The 26,788-nt window shown below is 57.8% G+C and carries 24 protein-coding genes, 2 tRNA genes and 2 pseudogenes; 13 read left to right on the top strand and 15 right to left on the bottom strand.

All coding sequences use genetic code 11. From position 1 onward, the window contains the following. Positions 1 to 6 precede the first annotated feature (6 nt). Both QEV83_RS04340 and QEV83_RS04335 read right to left on the bottom strand, forming a co-directional pair. Positions 7 to 1,069, bottom strand: a pseudogene (locus QEV83_RS04340) (sulfate ABC transporter substrate-binding protein). Between the two features lie 410 nt (positions 1,070 to 1,479). After that, complete coding sequence (locus tag QEV83_RS04335; protein WP_280130025.1) at positions 1,480 to 2,811, bottom strand: UDP-glucose/GDP-mannose dehydrogenase family protein; 1,332 nt, start codon at positions 2,809 to 2,811, stop codon at positions 1,480 to 1,482. Between the two features lie 284 nt (positions 2,812 to 3,095). On the opposite strand from QEV83_RS04335, the gene QEV83_RS04330 reads away from it, so the two are divergent. The 6 genes and pseudogenes from QEV83_RS04330 to QEV83_RS04305 all read left to right on the top strand — a co-directional run bounded on the left by QEV83_RS04330 (position 3,096) and on the right by QEV83_RS04305 (position 9,009). After that, positions 3,096 to 4,520, top strand: coding sequence for an NAD(P)/FAD-dependent oxidoreductase (locus QEV83_RS04330; protein WP_280130024.1), 1,425 nt, complete (start codon positions 3,096 to 3,098; stop codon positions 4,518 to 4,520). Beyond that, the gene (locus QEV83_RS04325; protein WP_280130023.1) at positions 4,517 to 5,998 is read left to right on the top strand and encodes a HAMP domain-containing sensor histidine kinase; all 1,482 of its coding nucleotides are present in this window, start codon (positions 4,517 to 4,519) and stop codon (positions 5,996 to 5,998) included. Before QEV83_RS04330 ends, QEV83_RS04325 begins: the two co-directional genes overlap by 4 nt. Positions 5,999 to 6,143: 145 nt before the next feature. Beyond that, a tRNA-Arg gene (locus tag QEV83_RS04320) sits at positions 6,144 to 6,220 on the top strand. Between the two features lie 234 nt (positions 6,221 to 6,454). Continuing rightward, positions 6,455 to 6,643 (top strand): hypothetical protein, encoded by a 189-nt coding sequence (locus QEV83_RS04315; protein ID WP_280130022.1) that lies wholly within the window; start codon positions 6,455 to 6,457, stop codon positions 6,641 to 6,643. Between the two features lie 419 nt (positions 6,644 to 7,062). Beyond that, a complete protein-coding gene (tnpB, locus tag QEV83_RS04310; RefSeq protein WP_280130021.1) occupies positions 7,063 to 7,350 on the top strand; it encodes an IS66 family insertion sequence element accessory protein TnpB in 288 nt (95 codons plus the stop codon). A 70-nt stretch (positions 7,351 to 7,420) separates the two neighbouring features. Beyond that, a pseudogene (locus QEV83_RS04305) lies at positions 7,421 to 9,009 on the top strand (IS66 family transposase). Here the strand turns inward: QEV83_RS04305 and QEV83_RS04300 are convergent. The 3 genes from QEV83_RS04300 to QEV83_RS04290 form a co-directional block, all read right to left on the bottom strand. Next, the gene (locus QEV83_RS04300; RefSeq protein ID WP_280130020.1) at positions 8,996 to 9,559 is read right to left on the bottom strand and encodes a tyrosine-type recombinase/integrase; all 564 of its coding nucleotides are present in this window, start codon (positions 9,557 to 9,559) and stop codon (positions 8,996 to 8,998) included. The pseudogene QEV83_RS04305 and the gene QEV83_RS04300 sit on opposite strands and share 14 nt — an antisense overlap. Continuing rightward, on the bottom strand, positions 9,546 to 9,911 hold the full coding sequence (locus QEV83_RS04295) for an Arm DNA-binding domain-containing protein (protein WP_280130019.1): 366 nt from the start codon (positions 9,909 to 9,911) through the stop codon (positions 9,546 to 9,548). Before QEV83_RS04295 ends, QEV83_RS04300 begins: the two co-directional genes overlap by 14 nt. Before the next feature lie 163 nt (positions 9,912 to 10,074). Then, a tRNA-Thr gene (locus tag QEV83_RS04290) sits at positions 10,075 to 10,150 on the bottom strand. 171 nt (positions 10,151 to 10,321) lie between these two features. On the opposite strand from QEV83_RS04290, the gene QEV83_RS04285 reads away from it, so the two are divergent. Beyond that, positions 10,322 to 11,176, top strand: a complete 855-nt coding sequence (locus QEV83_RS04285) for a DUF3800 domain-containing protein (protein WP_280130018.1) — start codon at positions 10,322 to 10,324, stop codon at positions 11,174 to 11,176. 129 nt (positions 11,177 to 11,305) lie between these two features. Here the strand turns inward: QEV83_RS04285 and QEV83_RS04280 are convergent, their stop codons facing one another. The 4 genes from QEV83_RS04280 to QEV83_RS04265 all read right to left on the bottom strand — a co-directional run bounded on the left by QEV83_RS04280 (position 11,306) and on the right by QEV83_RS04265 (position 14,821). Further along, on the bottom strand, positions 11,306 to 12,427 hold the full coding sequence (locus QEV83_RS04280; protein ID WP_280130017.1) for an IS1595 family transposase: 1,122 nt from the start codon (positions 12,425 to 12,427) through the stop codon (positions 11,306 to 11,308). Between the two features lie 223 nt (positions 12,428 to 12,650). Beyond that, the gene (locus tag QEV83_RS04275) at positions 12,651 to 13,748 is read right to left on the bottom strand and encodes a glycoside hydrolase family 3 protein (RefSeq protein WP_280130016.1); all 1,098 of its coding nucleotides are present in this window, start codon (positions 13,746 to 13,748) and stop codon (positions 12,651 to 12,653) included. A gap of 27 nt (positions 13,749 to 13,775) precedes the next feature. Next, entirely contained in the window at positions 13,776 to 14,501 is a 726-nt protein-coding gene (locus tag QEV83_RS04270; RefSeq protein WP_280130015.1) for a CbtA family protein, read from the bottom strand. Positions 14,502 to 14,611: 110 nt separating this feature from the next. Continuing rightward, entirely contained in the window at positions 14,612 to 14,821 is a 210-nt protein-coding gene (locus QEV83_RS04265) for a CbtB-domain containing protein (protein ID WP_280130014.1), read from the bottom strand. Between the two features lie 327 nt (positions 14,822 to 15,148). Here QEV83_RS04265 and QEV83_RS04260 point away from each other — a divergent pair, with 327 nt between their 5' ends. Further along, positions 15,149 to 15,838 (top strand): DsbA family protein, encoded by a 690-nt coding sequence (locus QEV83_RS04260; protein WP_280130013.1) that lies wholly within the window; start codon positions 15,149 to 15,151, stop codon positions 15,836 to 15,838. A gap of 47 nt (positions 15,839 to 15,885) precedes the next feature. Here QEV83_RS04260 and QEV83_RS04255 read toward each other — a convergent pair whose 3' ends face one another. The 6 genes from QEV83_RS04255 to QEV83_RS04230 all read right to left on the bottom strand — a co-directional run bounded on the left by QEV83_RS04255 (position 15,886) and on the right by QEV83_RS04230 (position 22,664). Beyond that, positions 15,886 to 16,260, bottom strand: coding sequence for an iron-sulfur cluster assembly protein (locus QEV83_RS04255; RefSeq protein WP_280130963.1), 375 nt, complete (start codon positions 16,258 to 16,260; stop codon positions 15,886 to 15,888). A gap of 65 nt (positions 16,261 to 16,325) precedes the next feature. Continuing rightward, complete coding sequence (locus QEV83_RS04250) at positions 16,326 to 17,570, bottom strand: cysteine desulfurase (RefSeq protein WP_280130012.1); 1,245 nt, start codon at positions 17,568 to 17,570, stop codon at positions 16,326 to 16,328. Then, complete coding sequence (sufD, locus tag QEV83_RS04245) at positions 17,567 to 18,943, bottom strand: Fe-S cluster assembly protein SufD (protein WP_280130011.1); 1,377 nt, start codon at positions 18,941 to 18,943, stop codon at positions 17,567 to 17,569. Before sufD ends, QEV83_RS04250 begins: the two co-directional genes overlap by 4 nt. Positions 18,944 to 18,958: 15 nt before the next feature. Further along, positions 18,959 to 19,714 carry a Fe-S cluster assembly ATPase SufC gene (sufC, locus tag QEV83_RS04240; RefSeq protein ID WP_280130010.1) on the bottom strand — a complete coding sequence of 252 codons (756 nt, stop codon included), beginning with the start codon at positions 19,712 to 19,714 and terminating at the stop codon, positions 18,959 to 18,961. Between the two features lie 141 nt (positions 19,715 to 19,855). Continuing rightward, complete coding sequence (sufB, locus tag QEV83_RS04235; protein ID WP_280130009.1) at positions 19,856 to 21,328, bottom strand: Fe-S cluster assembly protein SufB; 1,473 nt, start codon at positions 21,326 to 21,328, stop codon at positions 19,856 to 19,858. 151 nt (positions 21,329 to 21,479) lie between these two features. After that, positions 21,480 to 22,664 carry a cysteine desulfurase family protein gene (locus tag QEV83_RS04230; RefSeq protein ID WP_280130008.1) on the bottom strand — a complete coding sequence of 395 codons (1,185 nt, stop codon included), beginning with the start codon at positions 22,662 to 22,664 and terminating at the stop codon, positions 21,480 to 21,482. A 418-nt stretch (positions 22,665 to 23,082) separates the two neighbouring features. Here QEV83_RS04230 and QEV83_RS04225 point away from each other — a divergent pair, with 418 nt between their 5' ends. The 5 genes from QEV83_RS04225 (at position 23,083) to QEV83_RS04205 (ending at position 26,748) form a co-directional block, all read left to right on the top strand. Then, positions 23,083 to 23,772: an alpha/beta hydrolase gene (locus tag QEV83_RS04225; protein ID WP_280130007.1), complete on the top strand. Its 690-nt coding sequence runs from the start codon at positions 23,083 to 23,085 to the stop codon at positions 23,770 to 23,772. Between the two features lie 86 nt (positions 23,773 to 23,858). Continuing rightward, positions 23,859 to 24,338: a glutathione peroxidase gene (locus tag QEV83_RS04220; RefSeq protein WP_280130006.1), complete on the top strand. Its 480-nt coding sequence runs from the start codon at positions 23,859 to 23,861 to the stop codon at positions 24,336 to 24,338. Positions 24,339 to 24,467: 129 nt separating this feature from the next. After that, positions 24,468 to 25,769 (top strand): histidinol dehydrogenase, encoded by a 1,302-nt coding sequence (hisD, locus tag QEV83_RS04215; protein WP_280130005.1) that lies wholly within the window; start codon positions 24,468 to 24,470, stop codon positions 25,767 to 25,769. Beyond that, complete coding sequence (locus tag QEV83_RS04210) at positions 25,766 to 26,251, top strand: UPF0262 family protein (RefSeq protein ID WP_280130004.1); 486 nt, start codon at positions 25,766 to 25,768, stop codon at positions 26,249 to 26,251. Before hisD ends, QEV83_RS04210 begins: the two co-directional genes overlap by 4 nt. A gap of 41 nt (positions 26,252 to 26,292) precedes the next feature. Beyond that, positions 26,293 to 26,748: a low molecular weight phosphatase family protein gene (locus QEV83_RS04205; RefSeq protein ID WP_280130003.1), complete on the top strand. Its 456-nt coding sequence runs from the start codon at positions 26,293 to 26,295 to the stop codon at positions 26,746 to 26,748. Positions 26,749 to 26,788: the final 40 nt, after the last annotated feature.

The following is a 26,788-nucleotide window of genomic DNA, read 5'->3' as shown; positions in this document are numbered from 1 at the left end:
GTCCAGCTATTTGCTTGGTTTATAAATCTGATCAAACAGAGCGCCATCAGCAAAGAAGGCTTCCTGTGCCTTTGCCCAGCCCCCAAAAGTCTCGTCGATGGTGAACAGAGGTATCGCTGGCAAGTCCGGGCTATATTTCTTCAAAGCCTTGATATCGCGTGGCCTGTAATGCAACTGCGCCACGATCTCCTGTGCTTCCGGTGTGTAGAGAAATTTTAAATAAGCCTCCGGCGGCATCGCGAGAGTTTTTTTTGTCAACCACAGCGTCAACTACGGCTACAGGCGGCTCGCACAGAATGCTGCTCGACGGATAAACGATTTCGAATTTGTCATTGCCAAACTCGTTAAGCGCCAGCCAGAGCTCGTTTTCCCAATTCAACAGGACATCGCCAATCTACTTTTGTGCGAAGGTGACAGTCGAGCCCCGCGCCCCGCTATCGAGAACAGGCACGTTGTGCGTGTAGAATGTCTCGATTACCGCGCGGGCGTCGTCGTTCTTATAGGCCGGGAAATCCCTCGTTGTTCGCGCCGCCGCCTGGGATTCCCGCAGCCCAGCCGCCGTTGAGAGATCATGGGTCTTCGCATTGGCCGTCGCGCCCCAGAGTGCCAGGAATGCCCACCGCGCACCACCGCCCGTCTTGGGATTAGGCACGACCACTTGTACGTCAGGGCGGGTCAAATCCTTCCAATCCTTGATATTTTTTGGGTTCCCTTTACGCACGAGAAAGCCGAACGTCGACGTGTAAGGAGAGGAATTGTAAGGCAGCTTTTCCTGCCAGCCCGGTTTGATCAGGCCGGCGCGCTCGATTGCGTTAATATCCAAGGCAAGTGCCAAAGTAACGACATCAGCTTGCAACCCGTCGATCACCGAACGAGCTTGTTTGCTTGATCCCCCGTGCGACTGCTCGAAGCTTACGCTTACCCCGGTGCGGGCTTTGTAGCGCTCCGCGAACAAATTATTGATATCCGAATAGAGTTCTCTCGTGGGGTCGTAGGAAACATTGATGAGCTTAACCTCCTCGCTTATTGCTGGCAGTGGGATGGCGGCGCAAAATAAGCTCACGCACAAAATCCCCACTCCCGCCAAATATGACCGGAGGCTCAAATTGCGTACCCTCAACGCGAAACGCCGTCCCTGCGGTGCCGCGATGCTTTCTCTGTTTGCGGAATAGGATTGCCATATCAAAGACACCTGCGGTCTCATTACCGTAATCCGGTTCTATTAGTTTAATTGGGTGATGGGGAAATACCTCCGCTTATATCTACAAAGTCCATAGAATTAAACGTTGTCAATAGGTGTTGAGCAGTTCTATGGCAATGAGCAATGGGAATTCGACGGTGATGGTGTGATGCGCCGCCGGCCGGGAGCCAAGCATCAAAGACCTGCCGACCGCACGGGGGAGGCACGGGAGGACCGCAAATTCCTGTGGACCGCCCGGAGCATATCTGAGCGCCTATCCAGGCTTGGGCGGACTCGGCTTATGAGTCCGGATTTGCGCCCTTGGAGGCTTTTCTGCCGACCCCGGAATAGACAAAGCCGCGCCTTGCCATGTCTTCTGGATCGTAAATATTGCGGAGATCGACCATGACCGGCGCCGCGAGAGCCGCCTTGACGCGATCGAGATCAAGCGCACGGAAGGCATCCCACTCGGTTACGATGACCAGCGCATCGGCTTTTTCGCAGCAGGAATAGGGATCATAAAAAAAGGTGAGGTCGTCGAGCACGAGGCGTGCCTGATCCATGCCTTCGGGATCAAAGGCATGAATCCGCGCTCCATTGTCCTGAAGCGCGGTGATAATTGAAATCGCGGGAGAATCCCGCATGTCGTCCGTGTTCGGCTTGAAGGTGAGTCCCAGGATAGCGATCGTCTTGCCGCGCACCGTCCCGCCGCAGGCAGCCAGTACTTTGCGGGCCATGGCGCGCTTTCGCTGATCGTTGACAGCGGCAACCTCCTCGACGATACGGACCGGTGTGCCATAATCCTGAGCCGTCTTGATGAGCGCATGGGTATCCTTGGGAAAGCAGGAGCCACCGTAACCTGGACCCGCATGCAAGAACTTCGAACCAATGCGCTTGTCGAGGCCGATCCCGCGCGCCACATCTTGCACATTGGCGCCGGTCTGCTCACAAAGGTCAGCGATTTCATTGATGAACGTTATTTTTGTCGCAAGAAAAGCGTTTGCGGCGTATTTTGTCAGTTCCGAGGTCCGGCGGCTCGTAAAAAGGAAGGGCGCCTGGTTCAAATAGAGCGGCCGGTAGATTTCCCGCATGACCATTTCGGCGCGTGGGTCCTCAACGCCAATGACGATGCGGTCCGGCCGCTTGAAATCATCGATAGCGGCGCCTTCGCGGAGAAATTCCGGGTTGGATACAACCGCAAACTCGGCGTCCGGCCGGGTTTCGCGGATGATTCGTTCGACCTCGTCGCCGGTCCCCACGGGAACGGTCGATTTTGTCACGACCACGGTAAACCCCTCAAGGCCGGCGGCAATCGTCCGCGCCGCCTGGTAAACGAAAGAAAGATCGGCATGGCCGTCGCCGCGCCGCGACGGTGTGCCGACCGCGATGAAAACCGCTTGGGACGAAGCGACCGCGCTGGCAAGATCGGTCGAAAAGGAAAGTCTGTGTTGCCGCACATTGTTGCCGACAAGTTCTTGCAAGCCGGGTTCAAAGATCGGCATTTTTCCGGCTTTCAAGGCCTCGATTTTTTGCGCGTCGGTATCGATGCAAACAACCGTGTGACCGAAATCCGCGAGACACGCTCCCGACACGAGCCCTACATAACCGGAACCAATCATAGCAATGAGCATGCGTTTTCCTCAGGTGGCACCACAAACAGGCTGACATTCTGGCATAGCATGATCGGGACCGCGCTTGCACCCGCCAATGGTCGCGGTGACGGTCCAGTTTTTTCTCCCGGGTGGAGACCTTGGCCAGGCATCAAAATGCTGCAAATCGTCGCATATAAGCACTGGCCCCGCCGATTGCGCGTCGATGGTTTGCCGTCCAACCCCACCGCGAATTCCAATCGCGAAGTGGCTGTAACGAGGCAGGCTTCGTACAGTGGCTGGAAAAATGAGAAGGGTGCTTCCAAATGAGCGCTGTGCTTGCGCCCGATATCTGTGTCGTTGGCGGCGGCGCCTCGGGAGTCTCGCTTGCGCTCGAGGCGGCGGCCTTTGGCCTCTACGTGGTGCTCATTGAAAAAAATGCGTTAGGGGGTGCCAGGCTGACGCACAGCATTCCCCGCACTGCGCTGATAGTTGCGAGCCGTGCGGCCGCGGCGGAAACTGGCGCGGATGTGACGCCACTTTGGCCAGCAGCCGATTTCAGCCAGGCGCGCGCGCATCTAGCTTTGGCGGCGAAGGCGATCGCGCCAAATTACACGCAAACGCGACTTGAAGCCATGAATGTGCAGGTGATTCGCGCGGCGGGGCGCTTCACGAGCCCCGACACCTGCGAGGCGAATGGCAACAAAATCAAGGCGCGGCGTTTCATTGTCGCGACAGGTGCCGTTGGGAAAAGCGTGCCCATTCCAGGGCTCGATCTTGTGCGGCCGCTCGACTACGCCTCACTCTGTGCTCTCGATCATCCGCCCGAGCAGCTGATTGTCATCGGCGCCGATCCCGATGGGCTGGCCCTCGCGCAAGCCATGCGTAGGTTCGGAAGCGATGTATTCATACTTTCAGCTACCAAGGCATTTTCACAGCAAGATGAAGAACTTGCAGCGCCGGTTCGAGCCCGGTTCGCCCGTGACGGCATCGTTCTTCATGAAGGGATAAAAGTGTCCCGAATTGAGCCGCGCGGCAATGGCGTTCGCGTCTTCATCGCGGCTGCCGGTCACGAAAAATCGATCACGGGTTCGCACTTGTTGATCGCGGCTGGCCGTGCGCCCGTCGTCGAGGGCCTGGGGCTTGCCGAAGCGAAAGTACGGTACACGGCGGACGGTATCGAAACAGGGACCGGACTTACGACAAGCAACCGGCGTATCCACGCTATCGGCTCGGTCACAAAGGGTGGGCAATACGACGGCTCGGCCGAACAGCATGCTGGTCTCGTAATACGTTTCATTCTCGGTCTGCCAGGCGGCCACTCCCGGACAAAGGCGGCCTCCCGCGTCATTCTGACCTCCCCGCCGATAGCCAGCACGGGTCTATCGGAAGCGCAAGCCCGGGAGGCATATCGCCAGATTCATGTGCTCCGTTGGCCTTTCGCCGAGACAGATCGGGGCCAAATTGAGCAGCGGCCCTGCGGCCATGTCAAATTTATCATTAGCCGCCGGGGGCTCATCCTAGGCGCCGGAATCACCGGCTGGGGGGCGGAGGAGTTGATTAACCTTTGTGCGCTTGCCATATCGAAGGGCATGACGACCGGGGATATAGCCTCTATAATGGTTCCTTATCCGGCGCTCAGTGACGCGGTGCGGCGCGCGTGCATGACATTTCCAGCAAACAGGCTCAGTCGTTCGCTATCGCAGAGAGCCCTGGACGTCCTGCGTTGGTTTGGACAGGGGTTGCCATGAGTGATCTCGTGATGCCTCCGGGCAGCGGCGTCGCTGCGGCCAGTGAAGATTCAACCCGGAAAAGCCGCCGGCCCGTCCGCTTTGGACTGGCGACCCGGGTCCTTGTCCTCATCACGGCCTTCGTGATGACCGCGGCGGCAATGATTTATGTGCCAGCGATTTCCACTTTTCGTGACAATTGGCTGCGGACTCGCCTGAGCGCCGCCTATACGGCCGCGCTCGTGCTCGATATAGCCCCGCAGACCATGGTGCCCCCCGAATTGTCGCGCCAATTGCTGAACAGTGTCGGCGCCCGCATCATCGTCCTTAGCAAACATGGCACTAAGCGAATCCTCGCCGCATCGGAGCTCCCGCGCAAGGTGGACGAGGTTTACGACTTGCGGGAACCGGCTTTTTTGGCGTCTCCCGGAGCATTCGCAACCCTGACGGCACCGCCAGGGCGCTTCATCACCGTCCTCGGTGAGGCGCCAATGGGGGGTGAATCGATCGGGATTACGATGGAGGAGGCGCCGCTGACGAAGGCCATGCGCGCTTATTCGCTCCGGCTTCTGGTCATGACTCTCATCATGTCGGCGGTCGTCGCGACCCTCGCCACGGTCGCGATACATTTCATGGTGCTTCGCCCAGTACGGCGTCTCACCACAAGTATCGTCGATTTCGGCGCCGACCCGGAGAATGCATCACGGATTATCATTCCCTCATGCGGCAACCACGAGATTGCCTATGCCGAAGAGGAACTCGCCATCATGCAAGATTCTTTGGCGAGCGAGCTAAAGGAAAAAAAACATCTTGCGGCGCTCGGACTGGCGGTCGCGAAGATCAATCACGACATGCGGAATATGTTGGCCTCGGCACAGCTCATCTCCGACCGGCTTGCGAATATCGACGATCCGCTTGTCCAACGGCTCGCACCCAAGCTCGTTGCGACTCTTGATCGCGCCATTCGTTTTTGTCAGGCCACGCTGACCTACGGCCGGGCCGTCGACGAGCCGCCCAAACCGGCGCGCTTTCCTATGCGTGCTCTGGTTGCTGACGTCATGGAAATGGTCGGATTAGAAGCACCAGGCGATATCGAATTCGTCAACGCGGTCTCTGCGGATTTTGAAATCGTCGCCGACCGGGAGCAGATGTTTCGTGTCCTCATGAATCTCATACGTAACGGGGTTGAGGCGGTGGACGGCGCCAGAGTGGAGGGGCATGGGCCGGGACGAATACGGGTCCACGGCTGGTTGAACAACGGAGAGGCCCATATTGAAGTCAGCGATACGGGACCCGGCGTTCCGGTCGGCGCGCGTGCGCAGCTCTTTACTCCATTTAGTTCCAGCCGCGCCGGGGGGTCTGGCCTCGGACTCGTCATCGCGGCCGATCTCGTACGCAGCAACGGCGGCAACATCATGCTCGCAGTTACCGATATTGGGGAGCGAGGCGCGAAGTTCCGGATTGTGCTGCCTCAAGCGGTTCCGGTGGGCGGTTCATAAGATGCGGCGCATGAGAAACCGTCCGACGTGAGAAGCACCCTATTGCCAGAGCAACTGCAAGCGGTTAAGTCTCGCGCGCATTCCTCGACAACGATTGCATGAATGGCTTGCCAGCTCATTCGCGGTGGGTGTCGGTGAATGCCAAGCGCCCGTAGCTCAGCTGGATAGAGCACTAGACTACGAATCTAGGGGTCGGGAGTTCGAATCTCTCCGGGCGCGCCACTTCCGAACAAAACTGCGAACACCCTTGCCGATTTGCTCTCCGGCGATGACGGCCTGTTCGAGGCTCGCCTTTGAGCCATGGATGCGGATGATTTTGTCGTCATCCTCTATGGCATCGATGATTGAGCGCAGATAGGCATTCCGGAAGCTGGTTTCGCCTTCGGTGTTCCTCTCGCGCGTGAAAGATCCGAATCGTTCGATCTGGTCGGGCTCTAGGGCGATTTGGGGCGCGGATTGGACTTTGATCCGCTCCAGCGCGGCCTTGGCGCGTTCGCGTTCGGATTTAAGCGCCGCGAGCCGGTCACCGAGCAGATCGTCGAGATCGTACTCGACCATCTTTTAGAGGCGGCGGAGTTGGTCGTCGGCAAGGACGATTTTCCACCTGTAAGGCTCTCGCCCGCTCCCGGACCTCGGCGTCGTTGACTGAGCAGGCGGTCGACGAGGGTCATGGCCAGCGTGTCGAGCTTGGTCGTGGCAATAGGTCGTCGGCAGCCCCTTACGGGGAAGCCCTTTCTAGCAAGGAGTCGAGATGCGGTACGGGGGTCTGCTTCCGGTGGAGACCGCCTTGTTTGTTCGTTGCGATCGGCGAAGGATGCGACCTTAAGTACGTACTTAAGGTCGCGGGTCGATGCGGGTTGAGATTTTGAATGGCCTTGAACGCCGGCGGCGTTGGTCTGACAGTGAGAAGGCGCGGATTACCGATGAGACGTTTGCGCCTGGTGCGAAAGTATCGGAGGTTGCTCGCAAGCATGGGGTCTCTCGGAGCCTGATCTTTGCTTGGCGTCGCGAGGCGCGAGTGAATGAGCATGACGAACGAGCAGCGGCGCATCTGATCCCGGTCCATGTTGCCGCGCCATCCGCGCCGACTGTTGTCATGCAGGCCCCACCGGCGCAAAATCCGCGGCAATTTAGTCATTTTTAGAGGGCGCCGTGGTGACCTGATCAAAATCATTTGGCATGATGGGCAAGGGTCATGTCTGTTCACGAAGCGCCTGGAACGGGGCCGCTTCATTTGGCCCTCAGTATCCGACGGCGCACTGACGATCAGCACCGCCCAGATGGCTTATCTTATCGACGGAATTGATTGGCGAATGCCGCAAAAAACCTGGCGTCCACGGGCGGCTGGATAAGCTGCGGCTCTTTGACTCAAGCATACTGTTTGGAGGCGATTTCTAGCCGCAACTATGCTCAGCTCACATTGTGACGGCGCCTTCCGATTCGCTCCCAACAGACCTTGCCTCGGCCCACGCGATGATCCTCGCCCAGCGCGAGATGTTGGCGGAAGCGCGCAGCGAGGCGAAGGTTTGGGCGCTTGAGATCGAGCGGCTGAAGCTCCTGCTCGCCAAAGCCCGGCGGGAGAAGTTCGGACAATCCCCGGAGCGCGGCAAACAACTCATCGAACAGCTTGAATTCGCCATCGCCGATCTCGAGGAGGCACGGGCCAAGGAAGAGACCAAGGCCGAGGTCGCCGCTCCTGAGAAGCAACGAGAGCCACGCGAACGGACAGTGATCAAACCAGCACGCCGGCCATTGCCGGAACATCTTCCACGTGAGCGTATCATCTATCCGGCGCCTTGCGCTTGCGGCAAAATGCAGCGGCGTAAATCTGCGTAAGCTCGGCGAGGCTGTAACCGAATCACTCGAATGCGAGCCGCGCCGTTGGAAAGTTGTCGAGCACGTGCGCGAAAAGTTTTCTTGCCGGGACTGCGAAGGGATTACCGAGCCGCCGGCGCCCTCGCACCCGATCGCGCGGGGGCGCGCCGGGCCGAGCCTCCTCGCCATGATCCTGGCCTCGAAGTTCCTATTGCATCAGCCCTTGAACCGGCAGAGTGAGACTTATGCGCGCGAGGGCGTTGAAATCGACGTCTCTACCCTCGCCGGCTGGGTTGGGGCGAGCGTCGCGACCCTTGATCCGATCCTCGCGGCGATCCGGCGCCATGTCTTCGCCGCCGAGCGTCTCCATGTCGATGATACGACCATGCCTGTGTTGGCGAAATTGAAGACCGTCACCGGCCGGATATGGACCTATGTCCGTGATGACCGGCCCTTCGGCGGCAAACATCCACCGGCGGCGCTGTTCTACTACTCGCGAAGCCGCGCCGGCGAATATCCGCGCGCTCATCTCGCCGGATGGACCGGTATTATGCAGGCCGACGCTTTCGCCGGGTTCAACGAGCTCTATGAAGCGCGACGAAAACCGGCACCAATCATTGAAGCCGCATGCTGGAGCCACGGAAGGCGAAAGTTTTTCGATCTCGCAAAACTGACGAAGGCGCCGATCGCCTGTGAAGCCGTGCGGCGCATTGACGAACTCTTCGAGGCCGAGCGCGCGATCAACGGCACGTCGCCGGAACAGCGGCTGGCATTACGGCGTGAGACATCAAAGCCGCTCGTCCTTGCGCTCGAAGCCTGGCTGTGCGAACAGCGCGATCGCGTCTCTTCAAAAAGTGAGATCGCCAAGGCCATCAACTACAGCTTGACCCGATGGCCTGCCTTCACGCGCTTCCTCAGCGACGGGCGCATCTGTCTCAGCAACAATGCGGCCGAACGTGCTGTGCGGGGCGTCGCCATAGGCCGCGTCAATTGGACATTTGCGGGATCGGACGCAGGAGGGCGCCGCGCCGCAGCTGCCTACACGTTGATCGAGACCTGCAAGCTCAACGATGTCGATCCGCAGGCCTGGCTCGCCTATGTCCTCGCGACATTACCTGATCATCCCGCCAAAATGGATCGATGAATTGCTGCCATGGAATTGGAAGGCGGCACAAATGCAAATTAAAGCCGCATAAATTGATTCCGACAAGTCCATAGCGTCATACCCTGTGGTCCTCGCCAAATGCATACACTGGCGGCGGCGCGCGGGGCAAGCGGGACCCTATGCGGGCGCTTCATCTTCATTTTCTCACTGGGGATCGACCAGACGGCGGCATCGAGATCAAATTCAGCCCATGCCGCCGCGCGAAGCTCACCGGGGCGCACAAACGTCAGGGCCGCCAATTCGAGCGCTGCCCGCGTTTCCGGCGCGCCCTCATAGGTCGCAATGGCGCGCAGAACCCCGCCAAACGCCTTGGGCTCGATGATCGCCGCCCGATGCTGGACGGTCGGCGCGATCAGGGCTCCTTTGAGGGCGCCGGTTGGATCGGACTCGGCACGGCCGGTCGCGACAGCGTATCGGAAAACCTGCCCGATGGTCGCACGGAGCCGGCGCGCCGTCTCATGCCGCCCGCGCGCTTCGACGGCGCGCAGGATGCCTAAAACTTCCGGCACGGTTATCTCGGCTATTAGGCGCGCACCGATGGTCGGCCGGGCGAGGCTCAGGAGCCATTCAATCTTGCCCAAGGTACGATCCCGCTTTCGATTCGCGCTTTTTCTTGTCTAGAAGCTCTGCGGCTATCGCATCGAACGTGTTGGAAGACGCGGTCGCCTTCGTGGCCTTGGCGAGCTGTTTCGCGAGAGATGGGTCCGTTCCATCGGCCAGAAGTCGCTTCGCCCCCTCCCGCGCCTCGCGAAGGCCGATCGCCGGGTAAACGCCGATGGCGAGCAGCTTTTGGCCGCCCGCGAACCGATAGGCGAGACGCCAGCGCTTAGCGCCGTCCGGCATGATCCAAAGTTGCAGCCCGCCACCGTCCGAAAGCTTGACGAGGCGGGCGCTGGGCTTGGCCGTCCGGATTTCCATATCGGTGAGAGACATGTTGGTATCTGACTTGTTGGAATCGACACTGTACCAACGAATATACCAACAATTGAGGCGGATACCAACACACGTCCAAGGACGCCGTTGGACCGACACTAAGGCTTAAGCCATTGTTTTTAAATTAGTTATGGACTGTTTTGGACGGTGGCGGACGGTGATTTGGTGCCGCAAGAGGGATTCGAACCCCCGACCCCCTCATTACGAATGAGGTGCTCTACCAGCTGAGCTATTGCGGCGGCGTTGCCAGAGGCAATCCACGACCGGGAGCATTGTTCTAGTCACAACCACCGATGATATCAACATGGCCAAATCAGCGGGTTGTCCGGTTTCCGGCGTCAATCGTACCAAAACGTTTGGAAAAGTTACACTTTACATACCCACCACAATAAGTATGATCGGGGCGCGTCATGAGCGTGCTAACCGTTTCGTTATCGCATGAGCGCGCTCCACTTTTGGGGCATAATCTCGTGCGGTTGCTTTACCTTGACGAAGCTGGATCGGACTTCAGGGCGCCATATCTGTGCGTCGCTGGCGTGTTGGTTCATGGAGATTCAGATTGGCCGGAAGTTGACCGGAGGATTGCTACGCTTATTGAAAAGCATGTCGCGCCTCAGGATCGTCTAGGATTTTATTTCCACGCAAAAGATATCTTTCACGGCTCTGGTTATTTCCACCGTCAGAAACCAGAATGGGCTGAGGAAGCAAAACGTCATGCTGTTTTATGCGAACTAGCTCAAATCATAGACGATATAAATTTGCCTATTGTCTGCGGACAATATTCTAAGGGAGGATTTGGATCTGGGTTTATGCCGCCTGACGAGCCTCAGCATTTCAAGCACAATCTGATCCATACGACCGCCGCGACGGATTGCTTAACGCGCGCGGACGGATTTCTCGCAAAGTATGCACCTTCCGAGCTGGCTACCGTTATTCACGAGGACGGGCCGGCTGCTAAGAAGCTCATCAAACACGTTGTTAGGATGCTTCGGAACGGCGAGCTTTTAGATGATTGGATGAGTAAGGAGCAACAAGATGACGTACATCCTCCCTTAAAACGCATCATTGACACGGTTCATTTTGCAGAAAAACACAATGCTAGGGCGCTTCAACTGGCTGATCTTTGCGCATTTTCAATTGCGCGGATGTCAAACGAAAAGCTAATACCGCCTTATGTCCGGCATGTGATCGCCAAGAATGTGAGCTGGGTCAATCTTTTGTATGCGGCTTCCTATCCTCCTTCGGAGAAGGGGGATTCCGAATGACCTTCTCGAACGCTCGATCAAACTCCTTCGGGTCTTCAGATGCACCAACTTCATGCGCCATATCTATGAATCGCTTATGGCGATCCGCGTCTGTAAGCTTTGGCTTATCTTCCAAGGCTTTCTTAGATTTCAATTTAGATCCTCCGAATTTGTTTTGACGCTCGGCAACGACAAAATTTCTTCTGCAATCTTACGAGATTCGGCCTTGGGTAATCGATATGTAATTTTCTCACCGGTTGGAGCTGTCAATGACAGTAAAACATCAGTATCAAGAGGATCGGTTAGAACCTCGCCTCCTGCGAGCTGATGAGAGACGACAGCTTGGAGCGAGTTAGATTTGGCCTGGGCGTGTGACAATTGTTGCCAAGACCAAAAATCCAATTTCGCCTTTAAGCCATGCAATTCCTGGGCAGTCGAATAGCGAAAATCGAACTCGGCAAGATAGCGATGTAGGTGTTTTTCAGAGCAATGCTGATAAACTCCTTTCATGCCCCTTTTAAAGACGCTGAAATAGTTTTCGCCGGTGTTGGTGGTGATGAGGCGATCACCGTCATAGCGCACATATTCATCGGCCTTATGGTTCACAGTTTCATGGCTCTGGAAATCAGATCCTAGGCGACTATAGTGGCCGCCTTCATCAGTCATCATCGCGGTTTCTTTCGCGACATTCTTGCGGATGATCGGCATAACATCGGCAGCGCTGGTGCCATCGATATAAAATGATCGGACTTTCCCGCTCTTGCGGTCAACGAGAGATAAGACAGCATTCTTATGGCCATGACCACGGCGCTTAATGGTTCCGTCTTTGCGCCCGATAAAAGTTTCGTCGGACTCGACAATTCCGCCAACGCCGCCCATGGGAGCTAGAGAACCGTCACGCATAGCTTTTCTAATTCTATGAGTGAGAAACCATGCGGTTTTCATGCTGCAAACGAGCATCCGCTGAATTTGGCGGGTCGCAATGCCTTTTTTGCTGGCGCACATCAAATGGATGACTTGCAACCAGAGATGCAGGGGCAAATGCGAGGACTCAAAAATGGTCCCCATGCGAACGGTAAATGGCTTGCGGCATTCATAGCATTTGTAAAGGCCACGGCGGGTAGTTTTGCCAGCCATCTTGCGAATGCGTTTCCCATTGGCATTGCCGCAATGCGGGCAAGCCGGACCATGCGGCCAAAGACGGCTTTCGACATAAGCGAAAGCGCCTTCCTCGTCTTGGAACTGTGGGGCAGAAAGAACGGGATTGACCATGGCAGTAAAACTCCTATGGCCAAAACACTACATTATGGGAGTAGGTATGTCAAGTGTAACATCGCCAAACAATTTGGTACGATTTTTTGGAGCTGAGTACTCTTGTTTTCTTCCCTCTGGCGGGGCGAGATAAGGACGATCGCACGTAATTCCCGGTTTTCGGCAGCCGGGGTCAACTAGGTGTGGCGCAAGGATTGCTCCCTGGCGGGGCAGGGCAGGGCGGCTAAACCACCTCGACGGTTTCGGCTTCATAGAGCTTAGCGATCCCGGCATGCGCGCGAAAAGTGTTTTCGGGCAGCGGGTGCACGTCGTTGGTTGCCGCGCGGCTCAGCAAGTTTTCGACGCGGGCCTTAGAGCGCGCCAAAATGTCCGAGTCCAAGCGTCCCTGGTCTCTCGCCGCGACGATTGCTTCCGCGAACCCCCTGGCGCGGCTCGAATCAGTGAAATGCGCGCAAACCATCACCATGTCGCTCCCAGCCGAGATCAAACGCACCGCGGACTCCGGGTCGTCGAAAACGCCCTTCATCGCGCCCATCCCGATATCGTCGGAGATGGCGACACCTTCAAAGCCGAGCTCCTCACGGAGAATTCCGGTGAGGAACCGGCGCGATAGGGTGACTGGTGACACCGGATCGACCGCAGGATAGAGAATATGCGACGTCATGATCATCGAAAGCCCAGCTTTGATCGCACTCGCGAACGGCTTTAGCTCGCGCGCCCGCAAGGCATTGAGGTCCAGCGGCTGAGAGGGCAAACCCAGATGAGAATCGATGCTGGTGTCGCCATGCCCCGGAAAATGCTTGCCGCAGGCCAGGACATTTTCATTTTGCAGAGCCTCGATGAAGGGGAGGGCGGCGGCAATCACAGCATCAGGAGTGGGTCCAAAAGCCCGTGGGCCGATCACCGGATTGGCGGGATTCGTATGAATATCGAGCACCGGCGCGAAATCGAGGTTGATGCCGAGCGAGGCGAGTTCGCGTCCCATCGCGGCGCCGACTTTCGCCGATTGGTGCGCTAAGTGTACCGCATAGTCAAAGCGGGTAATCGGCAGCGGTGTCCGGCAGACGCGGCCGCCTTCATGGTCAATCCCGATCCACATGTGCGGGCGCCCGGTTGCGGCGCGAATATCGTTGATCAGCCGGGCATGGATTTCGAGCCACGCTTCGTAGGGGAGATCATGCCGGAAATTGCTCTTGAACAGGATGACGCCGGCGGGCTGCAGTTCAGCCAAAAGCGCGCGGTCTTGCGCGTCAAGAACCGGCGAAGGCTTGAGCCCGATGAAAAAATGATGGCCAACGGAAGCAATGGAGTCACGGCGCATGCGGCTTCACCTCGTCCATGAAAAAGGTTACGCCGAATACGGCTTTACGCCGCGCAGCCAAATTTGCGTCATGCCGCCAAACGCCAATCCGAGCGTGCCCCAAAGGAGCGCGCGCGCGCCAATTGATGCCAGGCGGAAATTCCATAGGACATTTGCCGGAAAATCGCTTGGAACCTCATCGATAGGCGGCAGTGCAAGGGCGGCGAGGCCCGCCAACCCAGCGAAGACGGCGGCGGCGAGCAGAGTGCCATTCCAGGCGCCGAGCCACGCCGTGAGATAAGGGGCGAGTGTCACGGCGAGGATCATTGCAAGAAGAGAAATGGCGAGCATGGCGAAATAGAGCGCTGTGCGGGCGCCGATCGTCGCCGCCTCGCCGATCGCCGGCGGGTTGGCCGGGTATTTCAGCTCCGGCACGAGCACGAGTGCGATAAACCCGGCAAGCGCGAATAAGGCCGACAGGGTGCGCGGGTCCAAATCTCCAATTCGCTGGTAAGCGAAAGCGAAAACCAGGCTGAACAAGCCGCCTAACGCGGCACCATAAATGGCGCTCGCGGTCAAAAGACCGGCGCCGCGCTGAGTGCTCCGGCTGACGATTTCCGGCTCGGGGATAAGTCCAGCAGCCTGCTCCGCAGCGCTTTCATAGGCAATCGCGCGTTCGATGGAAGGCTCGCCGGCAAAGCCCGAAAAGACCGCCGCAATCAGCCCCGCGAGGAACCCCGCGAGGAGCCCCCGCAAAAGCAGACCACTAACCACGTGCCCACACCATTAGAGCATGATCCAAAAACGTTGCAGTTCCTTTGGATGATATCGCACTGCAAAACGGGACGATAAAGATCGCGGGCGATTCATCTTGCGAGCACAAACTAGTGACAAGGAAAGGCCATGATGTGGCGTCCGTCGTGCACGAATTCGTGCAGATAATGGCCAGACATCAGCGCAGTCGCGCCTTGCTCGGCGCCGATGAAATAGATGGCGAGGAGAGCCAGGATACCGGCGAACGCCGCCCATGGGAGAATTTCCCCGATCGGGATCGGAACCGGCCGGCTAACGGGAGCGTGGATCGCGCTGCTCATGTCCTGCCTCTTGAGATTCGATCATTGGCTCAGGCATGCCGCCGAGGATAGAAAGACGCGCATGAGCCGGGCGCAAGGGGGAAAGTGCAACCTAGGGGCGGATACAATTTCTGTCAACGCGGCGGTTGCGGGGCAAGTCGATGCCGGACGGTTGTTAAGCTGTCAATGGTTCCGTGGCGATTTGCGCTTTGGCGCGCTGGCGAATTTGGTTAATATGCCCAGGCATGCGAGCGCGGCGGTATGTCCACCCGCCAAAACAATAATTGTCTTGCCTTACCACCAGGTATTCAGGCAAAGCTGCGCGCCGCCGCCTAGGGAGCCGACGTCATGCGTTCGCCGAAATCTGCCAAGACAGTCCTGAGAGGCCATCGTGGCCTGCTCGAAACGGCCGCCGCAACGGCTTTGACGATCGCGGGTCTATTTGTCATCGGCAATCCACCAGCTTCTGTCAGGGCGGAAGCTGCGGGTGTACCTGTCAACGAACTGATGGCCGCCGAAGCGTTACCCGATATTGCGCTTGGCTCCAGCAGCGCGCCGGTCACAATCGTTGAATATGCGTCGATGACGTGTAGCCATTGCGCGGCTTTTTACGCAACGACCTTTCCCGAATTGAAAAGCAAATATATCGATACTGGCAAAGTGCGCTTTATCTTGCGTGAATTCCCGCTTGACCCATTGGCGGCCGCCGGTTTCATGGTGGCCCGCTGTGCAGGTGACGACAAGAGAAATGCCATCGTCGAACTTCTCTTTGCGCAACAAAAAAACTGGGCGTTCACCGACAAGCCGGTGGAAGCCTTAGCCAATCTCGTCAAGCAAACCGGGATGAGCCAAACAAGTTTCGAGGCGTGCCTCAAAAACCAGGATCTCTACAATAAGATCGCCAAGGTGCATGATCAGGCGGCTGAAAAATTTGGCGTCAATGCGACGCCGACGTTTTTCATCAATGGGAAAAAGCAGAACGGCGAGATGAATCCGGACGCTTTGGCAAAATTGATCGATCCCATGCTGAAAGGCTAAGCGGTTCCTCACTGTAACGGTCTCATCTGGAGTGTTCCCGAGTTGCTTCAAAACATATCGAGCGAAACGCGCGCTTCGTCCGACATGCGTCCCTGATCCCATGGCGGTTCGAAGACCACCGAGACAGAAACGCCAAGCACACCAGGAACAGCGCCAACCGCCGTCTCGACCGACCGCGCAAGTTCGCCCGCAACCGGGCACCCGGGTGCAGTCAAGGTCATGTCGATCTTGACCAGGCGATCGTCACCGATGTCGACTTTGTAGATCAATCCAAGCTCATAGATGTCGCACGGAATTTCCGGATCGAACACCGTCTTCACGGCCGCGACGATATCGTTTGTGTAGCGCGCGCGCTCTTCTTCTGGCACCGCCGGATCGAAGAGCCACTGCGGCTGGTTCGGCATGAACTCCGGGTCAACCATTTCTCGGGTTTCGATCGAAGGGGTTTCGATGGATTGGGCTTCCGCCATATCCGGTTCCTCTTTTGTCACACAAATAGGCTTTCAGCTTTGATCAGGGCATCGGCGAGCTTATCGACTTCCTCGAAGGTGTTGTAGAGCGCGAAGGAGGCCCGGCAGGTCGCGGTAACGCCGAAACGCGCCAGGAGAGGCTGGGCGCAATGGGTTCCGGCGCGCACGGCGATGCCTCTGCGGTCAAGCACCGTGCCAATGTCATGCGGATGGGCCCCCTTCATGTCGAACGAAATAATAGCGCCTTTGCTCTTCGCGCGGCCGAAAATGCGCAGCGAATTGATCCGCGACAAACGTTCATGCGCATAGTCGCTCAAAGCCATTTCATGTGCATGAATGCGGTCGCGGCCGATCCGCCGAAGGTAGTTTGCGGCCGCGCCGAGCCCAATCGCTTGCACGATGGGCGGGGTGCCAGCTTCGAACCGATGTGGCGGTTCATTATAAGTCACGCGATCCGTGGTGACTTCCTCGATCATCTCGCCGCCGCCGAGGAAGGGAGGCATTTTCGCCAGCCACTCCGCCTTTCCGTAGAGCGCGCCGACGCCGGTCGGCCCATAGAGTTTATGGCCGGTGATGCAATAAAAATCGACGTCGAGGTCAACCACGTCAACGTCGAGATGGACGGCGCCTTGCGAACCATCGATCAAGACGGGAATACCGCGCGCATGCGCAATTCCGGCGATTTTCTTGACTGGGGTCACGGTGCCGAGCACATTTGACATATGGGTTAAGGCGACGATCTTGGTCCTGGCGGTCAACGCCTGTTTGAACTGGTCGAGGAGAAAATTTCCATCGTCATCGACGTTCACCCATTTTAGGACGGCGCCCTTGCGCTCCCGTAAAAAATGCCAAGGCACGATATTGGCGTGGTGTTCCATGATGGACAAGACGATCTCGTCGCCCTCTTTGATGAAGGCTTCGCCAAAGGAGGCCGCGACCAGATTGATCGCCTCGGTCGCCGATTTCGTGAAAATGATTTCATTCACGGAGCCGGCGTTGAGAAAGGTCCGCACGCTTTCCCGCGCTGTCTCATAGGCTTCCGTCGCGGCATTGGCGAGATGATGCAAGCCGCGATGCACATTGGCGTATTCGTGGTAGGTCGCGTGAACCATCCGGTCGACGACTTCCCGTGGCTTTTGCGCCGACGCGGCATTGTCGAGATAAACCAGCGGTTTGCCATGAACCGTCGTGGAAAGTATTGGAAAATCCTCGCGCAGGCGAGCGACATCGAGCGGCGCGTCCATGCCCATATGTTTGTTCATGCGCGCTCCATCTGGTCATTAGCCGCTTTCGCTGCATGACGCCGGGCAGCAAGCCAGATTCGAAGCTGGCCGCGGAACTCATGGATCAATCCATCATCGCCGATGCCATCGATCAATTCTCCCGCGAAGGCTTCCAAAAGCAGCGCTTCAGCCTCGGGAAGAGGCAAGCCTCTCGTTTGCAGGTAGAACAATTGATCAGCGTCCAGACCGCCGCATGTGGCGCCGTGGCCGCAGACAACGTCATCGGCAAAGATTTCTAGTTCCGGCTTGTTGTTCATGGCGGCCATGTCCGACAAAAGCACGGCTCTTGAAAGCATCTTGCCGTCGGTTTTTTGTGCCTTCGGCGCGACGTGAATCTTGCCCTGAAAGATGCCAGTTGCCTCCTCGTCGAGAATATATTTGTAGGTCTCACGGCTCCGGCAGGCGGGCGCCATGTGCTCGACGAGCAAGGTTGTGTCGGCATGTTCACGGCCGCCGAGCAGGGATGCGCCCCCAAACGAGGCTTCGGCACCGGCGCCTTCGAAACGCAGGAACGTCTGGCGGCGGACGAGACCAATGCCGGACACAAGGGCGAAGCTGTCGAATTTTGCTCTTTGGCCGACTCGCGCCAGCATGGTTTCGAGCCGCACTCCATGCGGGGAGTGTCCGGTTACCATCGCGGTATGCGCGAGTCGCGCATTATCGCCGACCGATACGGTCAGGCAGGCGTTGACTTGACTGGCACAGGCTTTAGCAACAGGGCTCGCTGAATGGCATGATTCCGCGAGACGGATCGCGGCGCCCGCTCCGACGATCACGGCCGAGCGGGAGAAATGCGCCGCGGCTGTCGGCGAAGCCGTCACATGAATAAGATGGATAGGCTCGGCGACCTGCGTTCCGTCCGCCACCTCGATAATGATGCCATCCTGCATCAGAGCCGCGTTCAAGGCGACGATGGGATCCTCGCCGCCGAGATCTTGCGAAGCCAACAGCGCGATCAGTTCGAGTCGCCCCTCTGACAACACGGACGCAAGGGAAGCAACCCTTATTCCATCTGGCATCGGGGTGGACAATCCGCCGGCGAAAAATCCGTCAACCAGAACCAGACGCAGCGCCGGAGCATCCGCCGCAAAGGTTTCGCGTAGCGCGGCGATGGCCGTTTCATCCGGCGGCGTGGCGACTGGCAGAGCTTCGCGCATCAGCGACCGCAAATCGGTATAGTGCCAGGCCTCTATACGCCGGTGCGGCAGTCCCGCCGCATAAAAGCGTCGAAACGTATCTTCGCGCCATTTCGCCACCTTGGCGTTGCCGGGCAGCGTGGCCTTGGAACGTTCGAACGCGCTGGCCAGGAAAACCTCGGCTGGCGTTCTCGCGGGGATAATTTCGGCGCTCATGCGAACCCTGACCTTCTAGGCAACCACCGGCTCAACGTTGTAATCGCGATAACCGCTCTTCTCGAGCTCAAGCGCGAGTTCCTTGCCGCCGCTGCGCATGATCCGGCCTTGCGCCATCACATGCACGGTGTCCGGTACGACATAGTCGAGTAGCCGCTGATAATGGGTGATGACAAGAAAACCGCGGTTGATCGTGCGCAGCGCATTGACGCCATCGGCGACCACGCGCAAGGCATCGATGTCGAGGCCGGAATCGGTTTCGTCGAGAATGGCGAATGACGGCTCAAGCAGCGCCATTTGGAGAATATCCATGCGCTTTTTTTCGCCCCCGGAAAAACCGACATTGAGCGCGCGCTTTAGCATGTCCTGGCTGATTTGTAGCTTACTCGCCGATACCCTGACCTTTTTCATGAAATCCGGTGTGGAAAGCTCATCTTGCCCGCGGCCTCTGCGTTGCGCATTCAACGCCGCCTTGAGAAACGTCAGCGTCGCGACACCGGGAATTTCGATAGGATACTGGAAGGCGAGGAATAAACCTTTGGCGGCGCGGATATCCGGCTCGAGGTCTAAGAGGCTTTCGCCATTCAGCAAAATGTCGCCCGTCTCGACGGTGTAATCCTTGCGGCCGGCCAGGACATAGGACAACGTCGATTTGCCGCTCCCATTTGGTCCCATCAGCGCGGCAATTTCCCCATCTCGGACAACAAGACTGAGATCATCAAGGATTATGCGCCCATTGATAGAAACGCTGAGGTTTTTTACTTCCAGCACGGTTGGTTCATCCTCAGTTAACGATGTCGGACCCTAAGAAATTTGGCCTGTCCGCGATCCATCTCCGCGACGCTGCCAGTCCAGCTCTTCGAGGTTTCGAGACGGGTGCGATGGCCCGGCAGAATCACCTTGCATGGGCGATCAGCCGACGCTTCCTTCTAACGAAATGGCGATCAATTTCTGTGCTTCCACCGCGAATTCCATCGGCAGCTGTTGCAGGACATCGCGAACAAAGCCATTGACGATCAGAGCCGTCGCTTCCTCACCCGAAAGCCCGCGCTGCATGCAATAGAACAGCTGGTCCTCGGAGATTTTCGAGGTTGTCGCCTCATGTTCGAATTGCGCGCTGGGATTTTTCGATTCGATGTAAGGCACGGTGTGGGCACCGCAGGAATTGCCGATCAGAAGCGAATCACAATTGGTGAAATTGCGTGCGCCGGTTGCCTTCCGATGGGCGGAGATGAGCCCGCGATAGGTGTTTTGCGAGCGGCCCGCGGAAATTCCCTTCGAGATGACACGGCTCGTTGTGTTCTTGCCGAGATGGATCATCTTAGTGCCGGAATCGACCTGCTGCCGGCCATTGGAAATGGCGATCGAATAGAATTCGCCCCGCGAATTATCCCCCCGCAGAATGCAAGATGGATATTTCCAGGTGATCGCCGATCCTGTCTCCACCTGCGTCCAGGAAATCTTGGAATTGGCGCCACGGCAATCGCCGCGTTTGGTGACGAAATTGTAAATGCCGCCCTTACCTTCGGCATCGCCGGGATACCAGTTCTGCACGGTCGAGTATTTGATCTCGGCATCGTCAAGCGCAATGAGTTCGACGACGGCCGCGTGCAGTTGATTTTCGTCACGCTTGGGCGCCGTGCAGCCTTCGAGATAGGACACATAACTGCCCTTGTCGGCGATGATGAGCGTACGTTCAAACTGCCCGCTGTTTTGTTCGTTGATCCGGAAATAGGTCGAAAGTTCCATTGGGCAGCGGACGCCCGGTGGGACATAGACGAATGAGCCGTCGGAAAATACGGCGCTGTTCAGCGTCGCATAGTAATTGTCCGTTGTTGGCACAACCGATCCGAGATATTTTTGCACAAGTTCGGGATGCGAATGCACAGCTTCCGAAATGGGACAGAAGATCACTCCGGCCTTGGCGAGTTCTTCCTTGAAGGTCGTGACCACTGAGACGGAATCGAACACCGCATCGACGGCGATCCGGCGTTCCGGACTTATCCCGGCGAGGGCTTCTTGTTCGCGCAAGGGAATTCCAAGCTTCGCATAAACTTTGAGAAGCTCGGGATCCACCTCGTCGAGGGACTTCGGGCCGGCCGCCGTCTTGGGCGCCGAATAATAGTAAATGTCCTGGTAATCGATCTTTGGAAACTCGACCCGCGCCCAGTGCGGTTCAGCCATCGTCAACCAGCGCCGGTAAGCGCCCAGCCGCCATTCCGTCAGCCAGGCCGGCTCGTTCTTTTTCGCGGAAATGAAGTGGACGGTTTCTTCGCTGAGGCCCTTTGGCGCCTTGTCGGACTCAATATCGAAAGAATATCCATATTTGTATTCGCTCACGTCGATCGCTTTCACGCGATCGACGGTCTCTTGGACCGCAGCCATGCCATTCTCCTAACCTTGGCGGTTTCAAGGACCGCTGGTTCAGGTACCTTCTTGTATTATATTGTAACCTATCTCATAGCGTTGCTTAATTTCCAAGGGTGCCTTGTCCCGTACTTTGCTCTATGTACCGGAAAGGGGAATGGCCTTGCTATTACGCTGCCGGTCTATCCCGCCTTGCCTCGATCCTTCGCACCGTCTTGGCCAGCGCCTCGACGAAGGAAACGCAATCCTCCGGCCGCGACTCCCACCCCAGACTGACCCTGATGGCGCCCATCGCCAGATCAGGATCAACGCCCATCGCGCTCAGGACATGTGACCGTTTGACCTTCCCCGACGAACAAGCTGACCCCGATGATACCGCAAAACCCTCCATATCCAAAGCGATAAGCAAGACTTGCGCTTCGAGCGTGGGCAGCGCGAAGCAGGAGGTATTGGGTAGCCGTTTCGCGCTGGCGCCGTAAAACACAACATTTGGCAAGGCATGCGCGATTCTCGTCTCCATTTCGTCCCGCAAGAGCGCCAATGCTGTAGCTTGCTCGGCTATCCGCGCCTTTGTCGCCGCGAGAACCGCGCCCATTCCGGCAATCGCGGGGATATTTTCGGTTCCCGCACGCAGCCCCCGCTCCTGACCGCCGCCGCGCAGGAGCAGGTCTTTTATATGGTAGCCATCCGGGCCAAAACAAAGCGCCCCTGCGCCCTTCGGGCCACCAAATTTATGCGCCGAAAAGACGACCGCGTCCGCTTTCAAACTGCCGAGATCGCAAGCGATTCTACCTGCCGCCTGGACCGCGTCGCAGATGACAAGTCCGCCCGCTGCATGGACCATGTCCGCTGCCACGGTGACCGGCTGAATGACGCCGGTCTCGTTATTGGCCGCTTGCAGGGCGAACATCACCCGTCTCCCTGCCAAGCGGGCACGTTCCAGCGCCTCGCCGAGCGCCTCGAGGTTGAGTTCGCCCTCGGGTGTTAAACTGACACGTTCAAGTTGGCTAGGCGCGAAACGGTGCCCCGCAAGCACCGCTAGGTGTTCTCCGGCCCCCGTCAGGAGCAAATCGAATGGTTTTGCCTTATCGCTGGACGTTTCAACGTGTGGCGTGAGCGCCAGATTGAGCGCTTCGGTTCCACCAGATGTGAAAACGATATTTTTGGGCGCAGTTCCCGCGTAAGCCGCCACTTCGGCGCGGGCGGCTTCGATCAAAGCCCGCGCTGCCCGCCCCTCGGCATGTACGGACGAGGCGTTTCCACAAAGGTCGAAGGCCGCGCCCATGGCCGCGCGCGCCGCCGGATGTAGTGGCGCCGTGGCGTTATAGTCGAGGTAGACGCGAGCGCGCGACACGAGAACTCCATAACCTTTTGAAATTAAGCGGCCGGGCGGGCCTCAAAGCCAAGGCTCCCCAGCATTCCGAAAGCGCTTGCATTCCGGCGGGGGATACGTGCTAGAAGGCCCGATGGTTTCCCAGAATGCCGGTTTTCGCGAGCTGCCCACCGCTCGTGTTCCTCGCACCGGGTGCTTTTTTGACTTAGGTCCCGCTTGGCACGCAAGTCAAGTTCCTCGTGGCAATCATAGGTTTGACACCGTGAGATATCGGCCATTTAAAAAAATGAGTTGCGGGCAATTTGGATAAGTTCACACGAGGAACCAACTAATTGAGAGCACGTCTACACTTTGACGCGCTGCCTTCTCCAATCGCGGATCGATATCCGCTTCCGCCATTTCGGCTGCCTGGCAGCCGTTCAGTCACAGTGGAGTACGAATGCCCGAGGTGATGTTCAATGGTCCTTCCGGCCGCATTGAGGGCCGGTTTCAACCCTCTCCCGTGCGGGGGGCGCCGTTGGCGATCATCCTTCACCCGCACCCGCAGTTCGGCGGGACGATGAACAATCAAATCGTCTACAATCTCTATTATACTTTCGCTGAGCGTGGGTTTTCCGTGCTGCGGTTCAATTTTCGCGGTGTTGGACGGTCACAAGGCGGTTTCGATCACGGCCAAGGTGAACTATCGGACGCTGCGGCGGCCCTCGATTGGGCGCAGTCGATCAATCCCGAAGCTCGTTCCTGCTGGATCGCGGGAATTTCGTTTGGCGCTTGGATCGGCATGCAGCTTTTGATGCGGCGGCCGGAAATTGAAGGGTTCGTGGCGATTGCTCCGCCGGCCAACCGCTTCGACTTTTCATTTCTTGCGCCTTGTCCCTCTTCCGGGCTCTTCGTGCATGGGGACCAGGATCGCGTCGCCCCCTTGAAGGAAGTCACCGGTCTTATCGAAAAGCTCAAGACCCAGAAGGGCATTTCAATCGAGCACGCCGTCATCCCAGGGGCCAACCATTTTTTCGAGAACTGCATCGAGCCTTTGAACGAAGAGATCGGGCTTTATCTCGATCGCCGTCTCGGCAATCCGCCAAGGCTTCCGACGCCGACGCGCAGCGAACCGGCGGAGCGGGGGTAAGCACCCAGGGACAATGCCGGCCTGCTTCGGAAATCGATCCTTGCCGAATTGGTTTCTCGAGGGCATGACGCGGCGCGGAGGCGACGATGAGCACCGTTTATGATTTTACCGCCAGTCTCCTCGACGGGAGCAACAAGTCTCTGGCCGATTTTTCGGGAAAAGTGTTGCTCGTGGTGAACACGGCGAGCAAATGCGGCTTTACGCCGCAATATGAGGGGCTAGAGGCGCTCTATCGCAAATATCAATCGCAAGGTTTCGTCGTCTTGGGTTTCCCATGCAATCAGTTTGGTGGTCAAGAACCTGGTGATGCGGCCGATATCGCACGATTTTGTTCGCTCACTTATGATGTGACGTTTCCCATGTTCGGCAAGATCGACGTCAATGGCGCTGACGTCCATCCGCTGTACCGCTTTATCAAGGGCGAGGCGAAGGGGGTGCTGGGAACCGAGGCGATCAAATGGAATTTTACCAAATTCCTGGTCGATCGAGAGGGCACGGTAACCGAGCGTTTCGCACCTTCGGTGGCGCCGGACCAGCTCGCAAAGGAAATCGATAAGTTGCTGTAGTGCGGGGAATGCGCAATTGATCTGGGCCTGGAAGGGTCCGGCAAATGCTTGACGCGCGATGACCCGGCTTATCGGAGTGGTTTCACAAGCGCCGCATGAGAGTGGCGGGCGTGTCAAGGAGGTTGTCCTATGCCCTTGCGTCTCGATACGCGGCGCCCGGATTTTGCCGCCGCCTTTCATGCGCTTCTAGCGATGAAACGGGAAGCCGCGGAGGATGTCGATCAGGCGGCTGCCGCGATCATCGCGGAGGTCATCGCGCGGGGTGACGCCGCGCTCATTGCCTATTCGAAGAAATTCGATTTTGTTGATCTGGAAAAGCTCGGTTTGCGGGTGGATCGCTGTGAGATCGACGCAGCTTTCGAGGCCTGTCCGGCGGAAGCGCTCGATGCGCTGCGCTTAGCGCATGGCCGGATTATCTCCTTTCATAAGCGGCAACTGCCGGAAGATCTGCGGTTTACCGACGAAGTTGGCGTCGAACTCGGCTGGCGCTGGCGTCCTATCGAGTCCGTTGGGCTCTACGTCCCAGGCGGCACCGCGAGCTATCCGTCCTCGGTTTTGATGAATGCTGCGCCCGCCAAGGTCGCCGGCGTAAAACGCCTCGTCATGACCGTACCGGCGCCGGAAGGGCGGATCAATCCGCTCGTTTTGGCGGCGGCCAAGCTCGCTGGCGTCGATGAGGTTTACCGTGTCGGGGGAGCCCAAGCGGTCGCCGCGCTGGCTTATGGCACCAAGACGATCGCCCCGGTTGCCAAGATCGTGGGTCCAGGCAATGCCTATGTGGCGGCGGCCAAGCGGAGGGTTTTTGGGACCGTCGGCATCGACATGATCGCCGGACCTTCCGAAGTGCTGATCATTGCCAGCAAGGACAACAATCCCGAATGGATCGCTGCCGATCTCCTCGCGCAGGCCGAGCATGACGCGGCGGCGCAGTCAATTTTGATAACAGATGATGCAGCTCTCGCCAGCGCCGTCGAGATGGCGGTCGAGCGGCAATTGAGCGGGCTTCCCCGGCAAAAAATCGCGGCGGCGAGCTGGCGGGATTTTGGCGCGATCATCCTTGTTGCCGATCTCAAAGAAAGCATTGTGCTCGCCGACCGGCTCGCGCCGGAACATCTCGAAATCATGACCGCCGATCCCGACGCGCTCGGTGACCAGATCCAAAATGCCGGCGCAATTTTTCTTGGGGCACATACGCCTGAAGCTATTGGCGATTATGTGGGCGGGTCGAACCATGTGCTGCCGACCGCGCGTTCGGCGCGGTTTTCCTCGGGTCTCAGCGTTCTCGATTTTCTGAAAAGAACCTCGATTTTGAAATGCGGACCGGACAGTCTCGAAACACTTGGACCCGCCGCGATCACGCTCGGCGAGGCCGAAGGTTTGGATGCGCATGCGCGGTCCGTGGCGCTGCGAACCTATCACCGGGCGCCATGAGCCGGGATAATCAGGAACGCAACCGCCTTGTTTCGGTGAGCCTCGACGAGGCCTCTATCAATCGTGGCGCGGCAGACCAGGAGCACGAGCGTCAGATCGCGATCTACGATCTGATCGATGAAAACAGTTTTGCATTGCCGGGACGTGACGCCGGTCCTTACGGCCTAAAAATCGCTTTGCAGGACGCCAAGCTGGTTTTGGAAATTACGGACGAAAGCGGTGCGCCGGTTGTTGCGCATATCCTTTCGCTGACTCCGTTCCGTGGTCTTCTCAAGGACTATTTTATGATTTGCGAAAGCTATTATGCGGCGATCCGTACCGCGATGCCGAGCCAAATCGAAGCGATCGATATGGGCCGGCGAGCGATCCACAATGAGGCAGCGGAACTTCTCCTTGAACGCTTGAAGGGCAAGGTCGACTGCGACCACGACACGGCGCGGCGTATCTTTACGCTCGTAGTCGCGTTGCATTGGAAAGGCTGAGCGAGGATGCCGGCGGCGCGAAACGCCGGGACACCACCGAAATGAAAGCCGCTGTCAAAAACCGCCCGCAATCCGTGCTGTTCGCCTGCACGCGGAACATTGTTCGCTCGCCGATGGCGGAAGCTCTTGGCAAACATTTTTTCGGGAAGGAGATCTATTTCGCCTCGGCGGGCGTCAAGCGCGGTCAATCCGATGGCTTTGCCATTGCGGCTATGGATGAATTGGGAATCGACATGACAAAACATCGTTCCCATACCTTCGAGGATCTTGAAGATGCGTCTTTCGACGTCATTGTGACTCTCTCGCCAGAGGCGCATCATAAGGCATTGGAATTCACCCGTACGCTCGCCACGGATGTTGTTTATTGGCCGACGCTGGATCCAACCGCCGTTGAAGGGTCGCGGGAGCGGGTGCTCGACGCCTACCGCGACGTGCGGGACGGCCTCCTCGTTCGTATCAAAAAGCTATTGGATTATCATTCTATGGGAAATCTTTGAAAGCAGGCGGTATTGCGGCGGCATTTTTCAAAGCACCCCG

The sequence above is a fragment of the Methylocapsa sp. D3K7 genome (assembly GCF_029855125.1).
In the GTDB taxonomy this organism is placed as follows: Bacteria; Pseudomonadota; Alphaproteobacteria; order Rhizobiales; family Beijerinckiaceae; genus Methylocapsa.
This window is presented reverse-complemented; position numbering and strand designations above follow the sequence as displayed.

Bases quoted from the DNA above. Each gene is read 5' to 3' on its own strand.
- QEV83_RS04325 (WP_280130023.1), top strand. From the start codon at position 4,517: ATGAGTGATCTCGTGATGCCTCCGGGCAGCGGCGTCGCTGCGGCCAGT.
- QEV83_RS04250 (WP_280130012.1), bottom strand. From the start codon at position 17,570: ATGAACAAACATATGGGCATGGACGCGCCGCTCGATGTCGCTCGCCTG.
- hisD (WP_280130005.1), top strand. From the start codon at position 24,468: ATGCCCTTGCGTCTCGATACGCGGCGCCCGGATTTTGCCGCCGCCTTT.
- QEV83_RS04335 (WP_280130025.1), bottom strand. From the start codon at position 2,811: ATGCTCATTGCTATGATTGGTTCCGGTTATGTAGGGCTCGTGTCGGGA.
- QEV83_RS04205 (WP_280130003.1), top strand. From the start codon at position 26,293: ATGAAAGCCGCTGTCAAAAACCGCCCGCAATCCGTGCTGTTCGCCTGC.
- sufB (WP_280130009.1), bottom strand. From the start codon at position 21,328: ATGGCTGCGGTCCAAGAGACCGTCGATCGCGTGAAAGCGATCGACGTG.
- QEV83_RS04260 (WP_280130013.1), top strand. From the start codon at position 15,149: ATGCGTTCGCCGAAATCTGCCAAGACAGTCCTGAGAGGCCATCGTGGC.
- QEV83_RS04225 (WP_280130007.1), top strand. From the start codon at position 23,083: ATGCCCGAGGTGATGTTCAATGGTCCTTCCGGCCGCATTGAGGGCCGG.
- QEV83_RS04210 (WP_280130004.1), top strand. From the start codon at position 25,766: ATGAGCCGGGATAATCAGGAACGCAACCGCCTTGTTTCGGTGAGCCTC.
- QEV83_RS04265 (WP_280130014.1), bottom strand. From the start codon at position 14,821: ATGAGCAGCGCGATCCACGCTCCCGTTAGCCGGCCGGTTCCGATCCCG.
- QEV83_RS04330 (WP_280130024.1), top strand. From the start codon at position 3,096: ATGAGCGCTGTGCTTGCGCCCGATATCTGTGTCGTTGGCGGCGGCGCC.
- QEV83_RS04295 (WP_280130019.1), bottom strand. From the start codon at position 9,911: ATGTCTCTCACCGATATGGAAATCCGGACGGCCAAGCCCAGCGCCCGC.
- QEV83_RS04255 (WP_280130963.1), bottom strand. From the start codon at position 16,260: ATGGTTGACCCGGAGTTCATGCCGAACCAGCCGCAGTGGCTCTTCGAT.
- QEV83_RS04275 (WP_280130016.1), bottom strand. From the start codon at position 13,748: ATGCGCCGTGACTCCATTGCTTCCGTTGGCCATCATTTTTTCATCGGG.
- QEV83_RS04285 (WP_280130018.1), top strand. From the start codon at position 10,322: ATGAGCGTGCTAACCGTTTCGTTATCGCATGAGCGCGCTCCACTTTTG.
- QEV83_RS04220 (WP_280130006.1), top strand. From the start codon at position 23,859: ATGAGCACCGTTTATGATTTTACCGCCAGTCTCCTCGACGGGAGCAAC.
- sufD (WP_280130011.1), bottom strand. From the start codon at position 18,943: ATGAGCGCCGAAATTATCCCCGCGAGAACGCCAGCCGAGGTTTTCCTG.
- tnpB (WP_280130021.1), top strand. From the start codon at position 7,063: ATGTTGCCGCGCCATCCGCGCCGACTGTTGTCATGCAGGCCCCACCGG.
- QEV83_RS04280 (WP_280130017.1), bottom strand. From the start codon at position 12,427: ATGGTCAATCCCGTTCTTTCTGCCCCACAGTTCCAAGACGAGGAAGGC.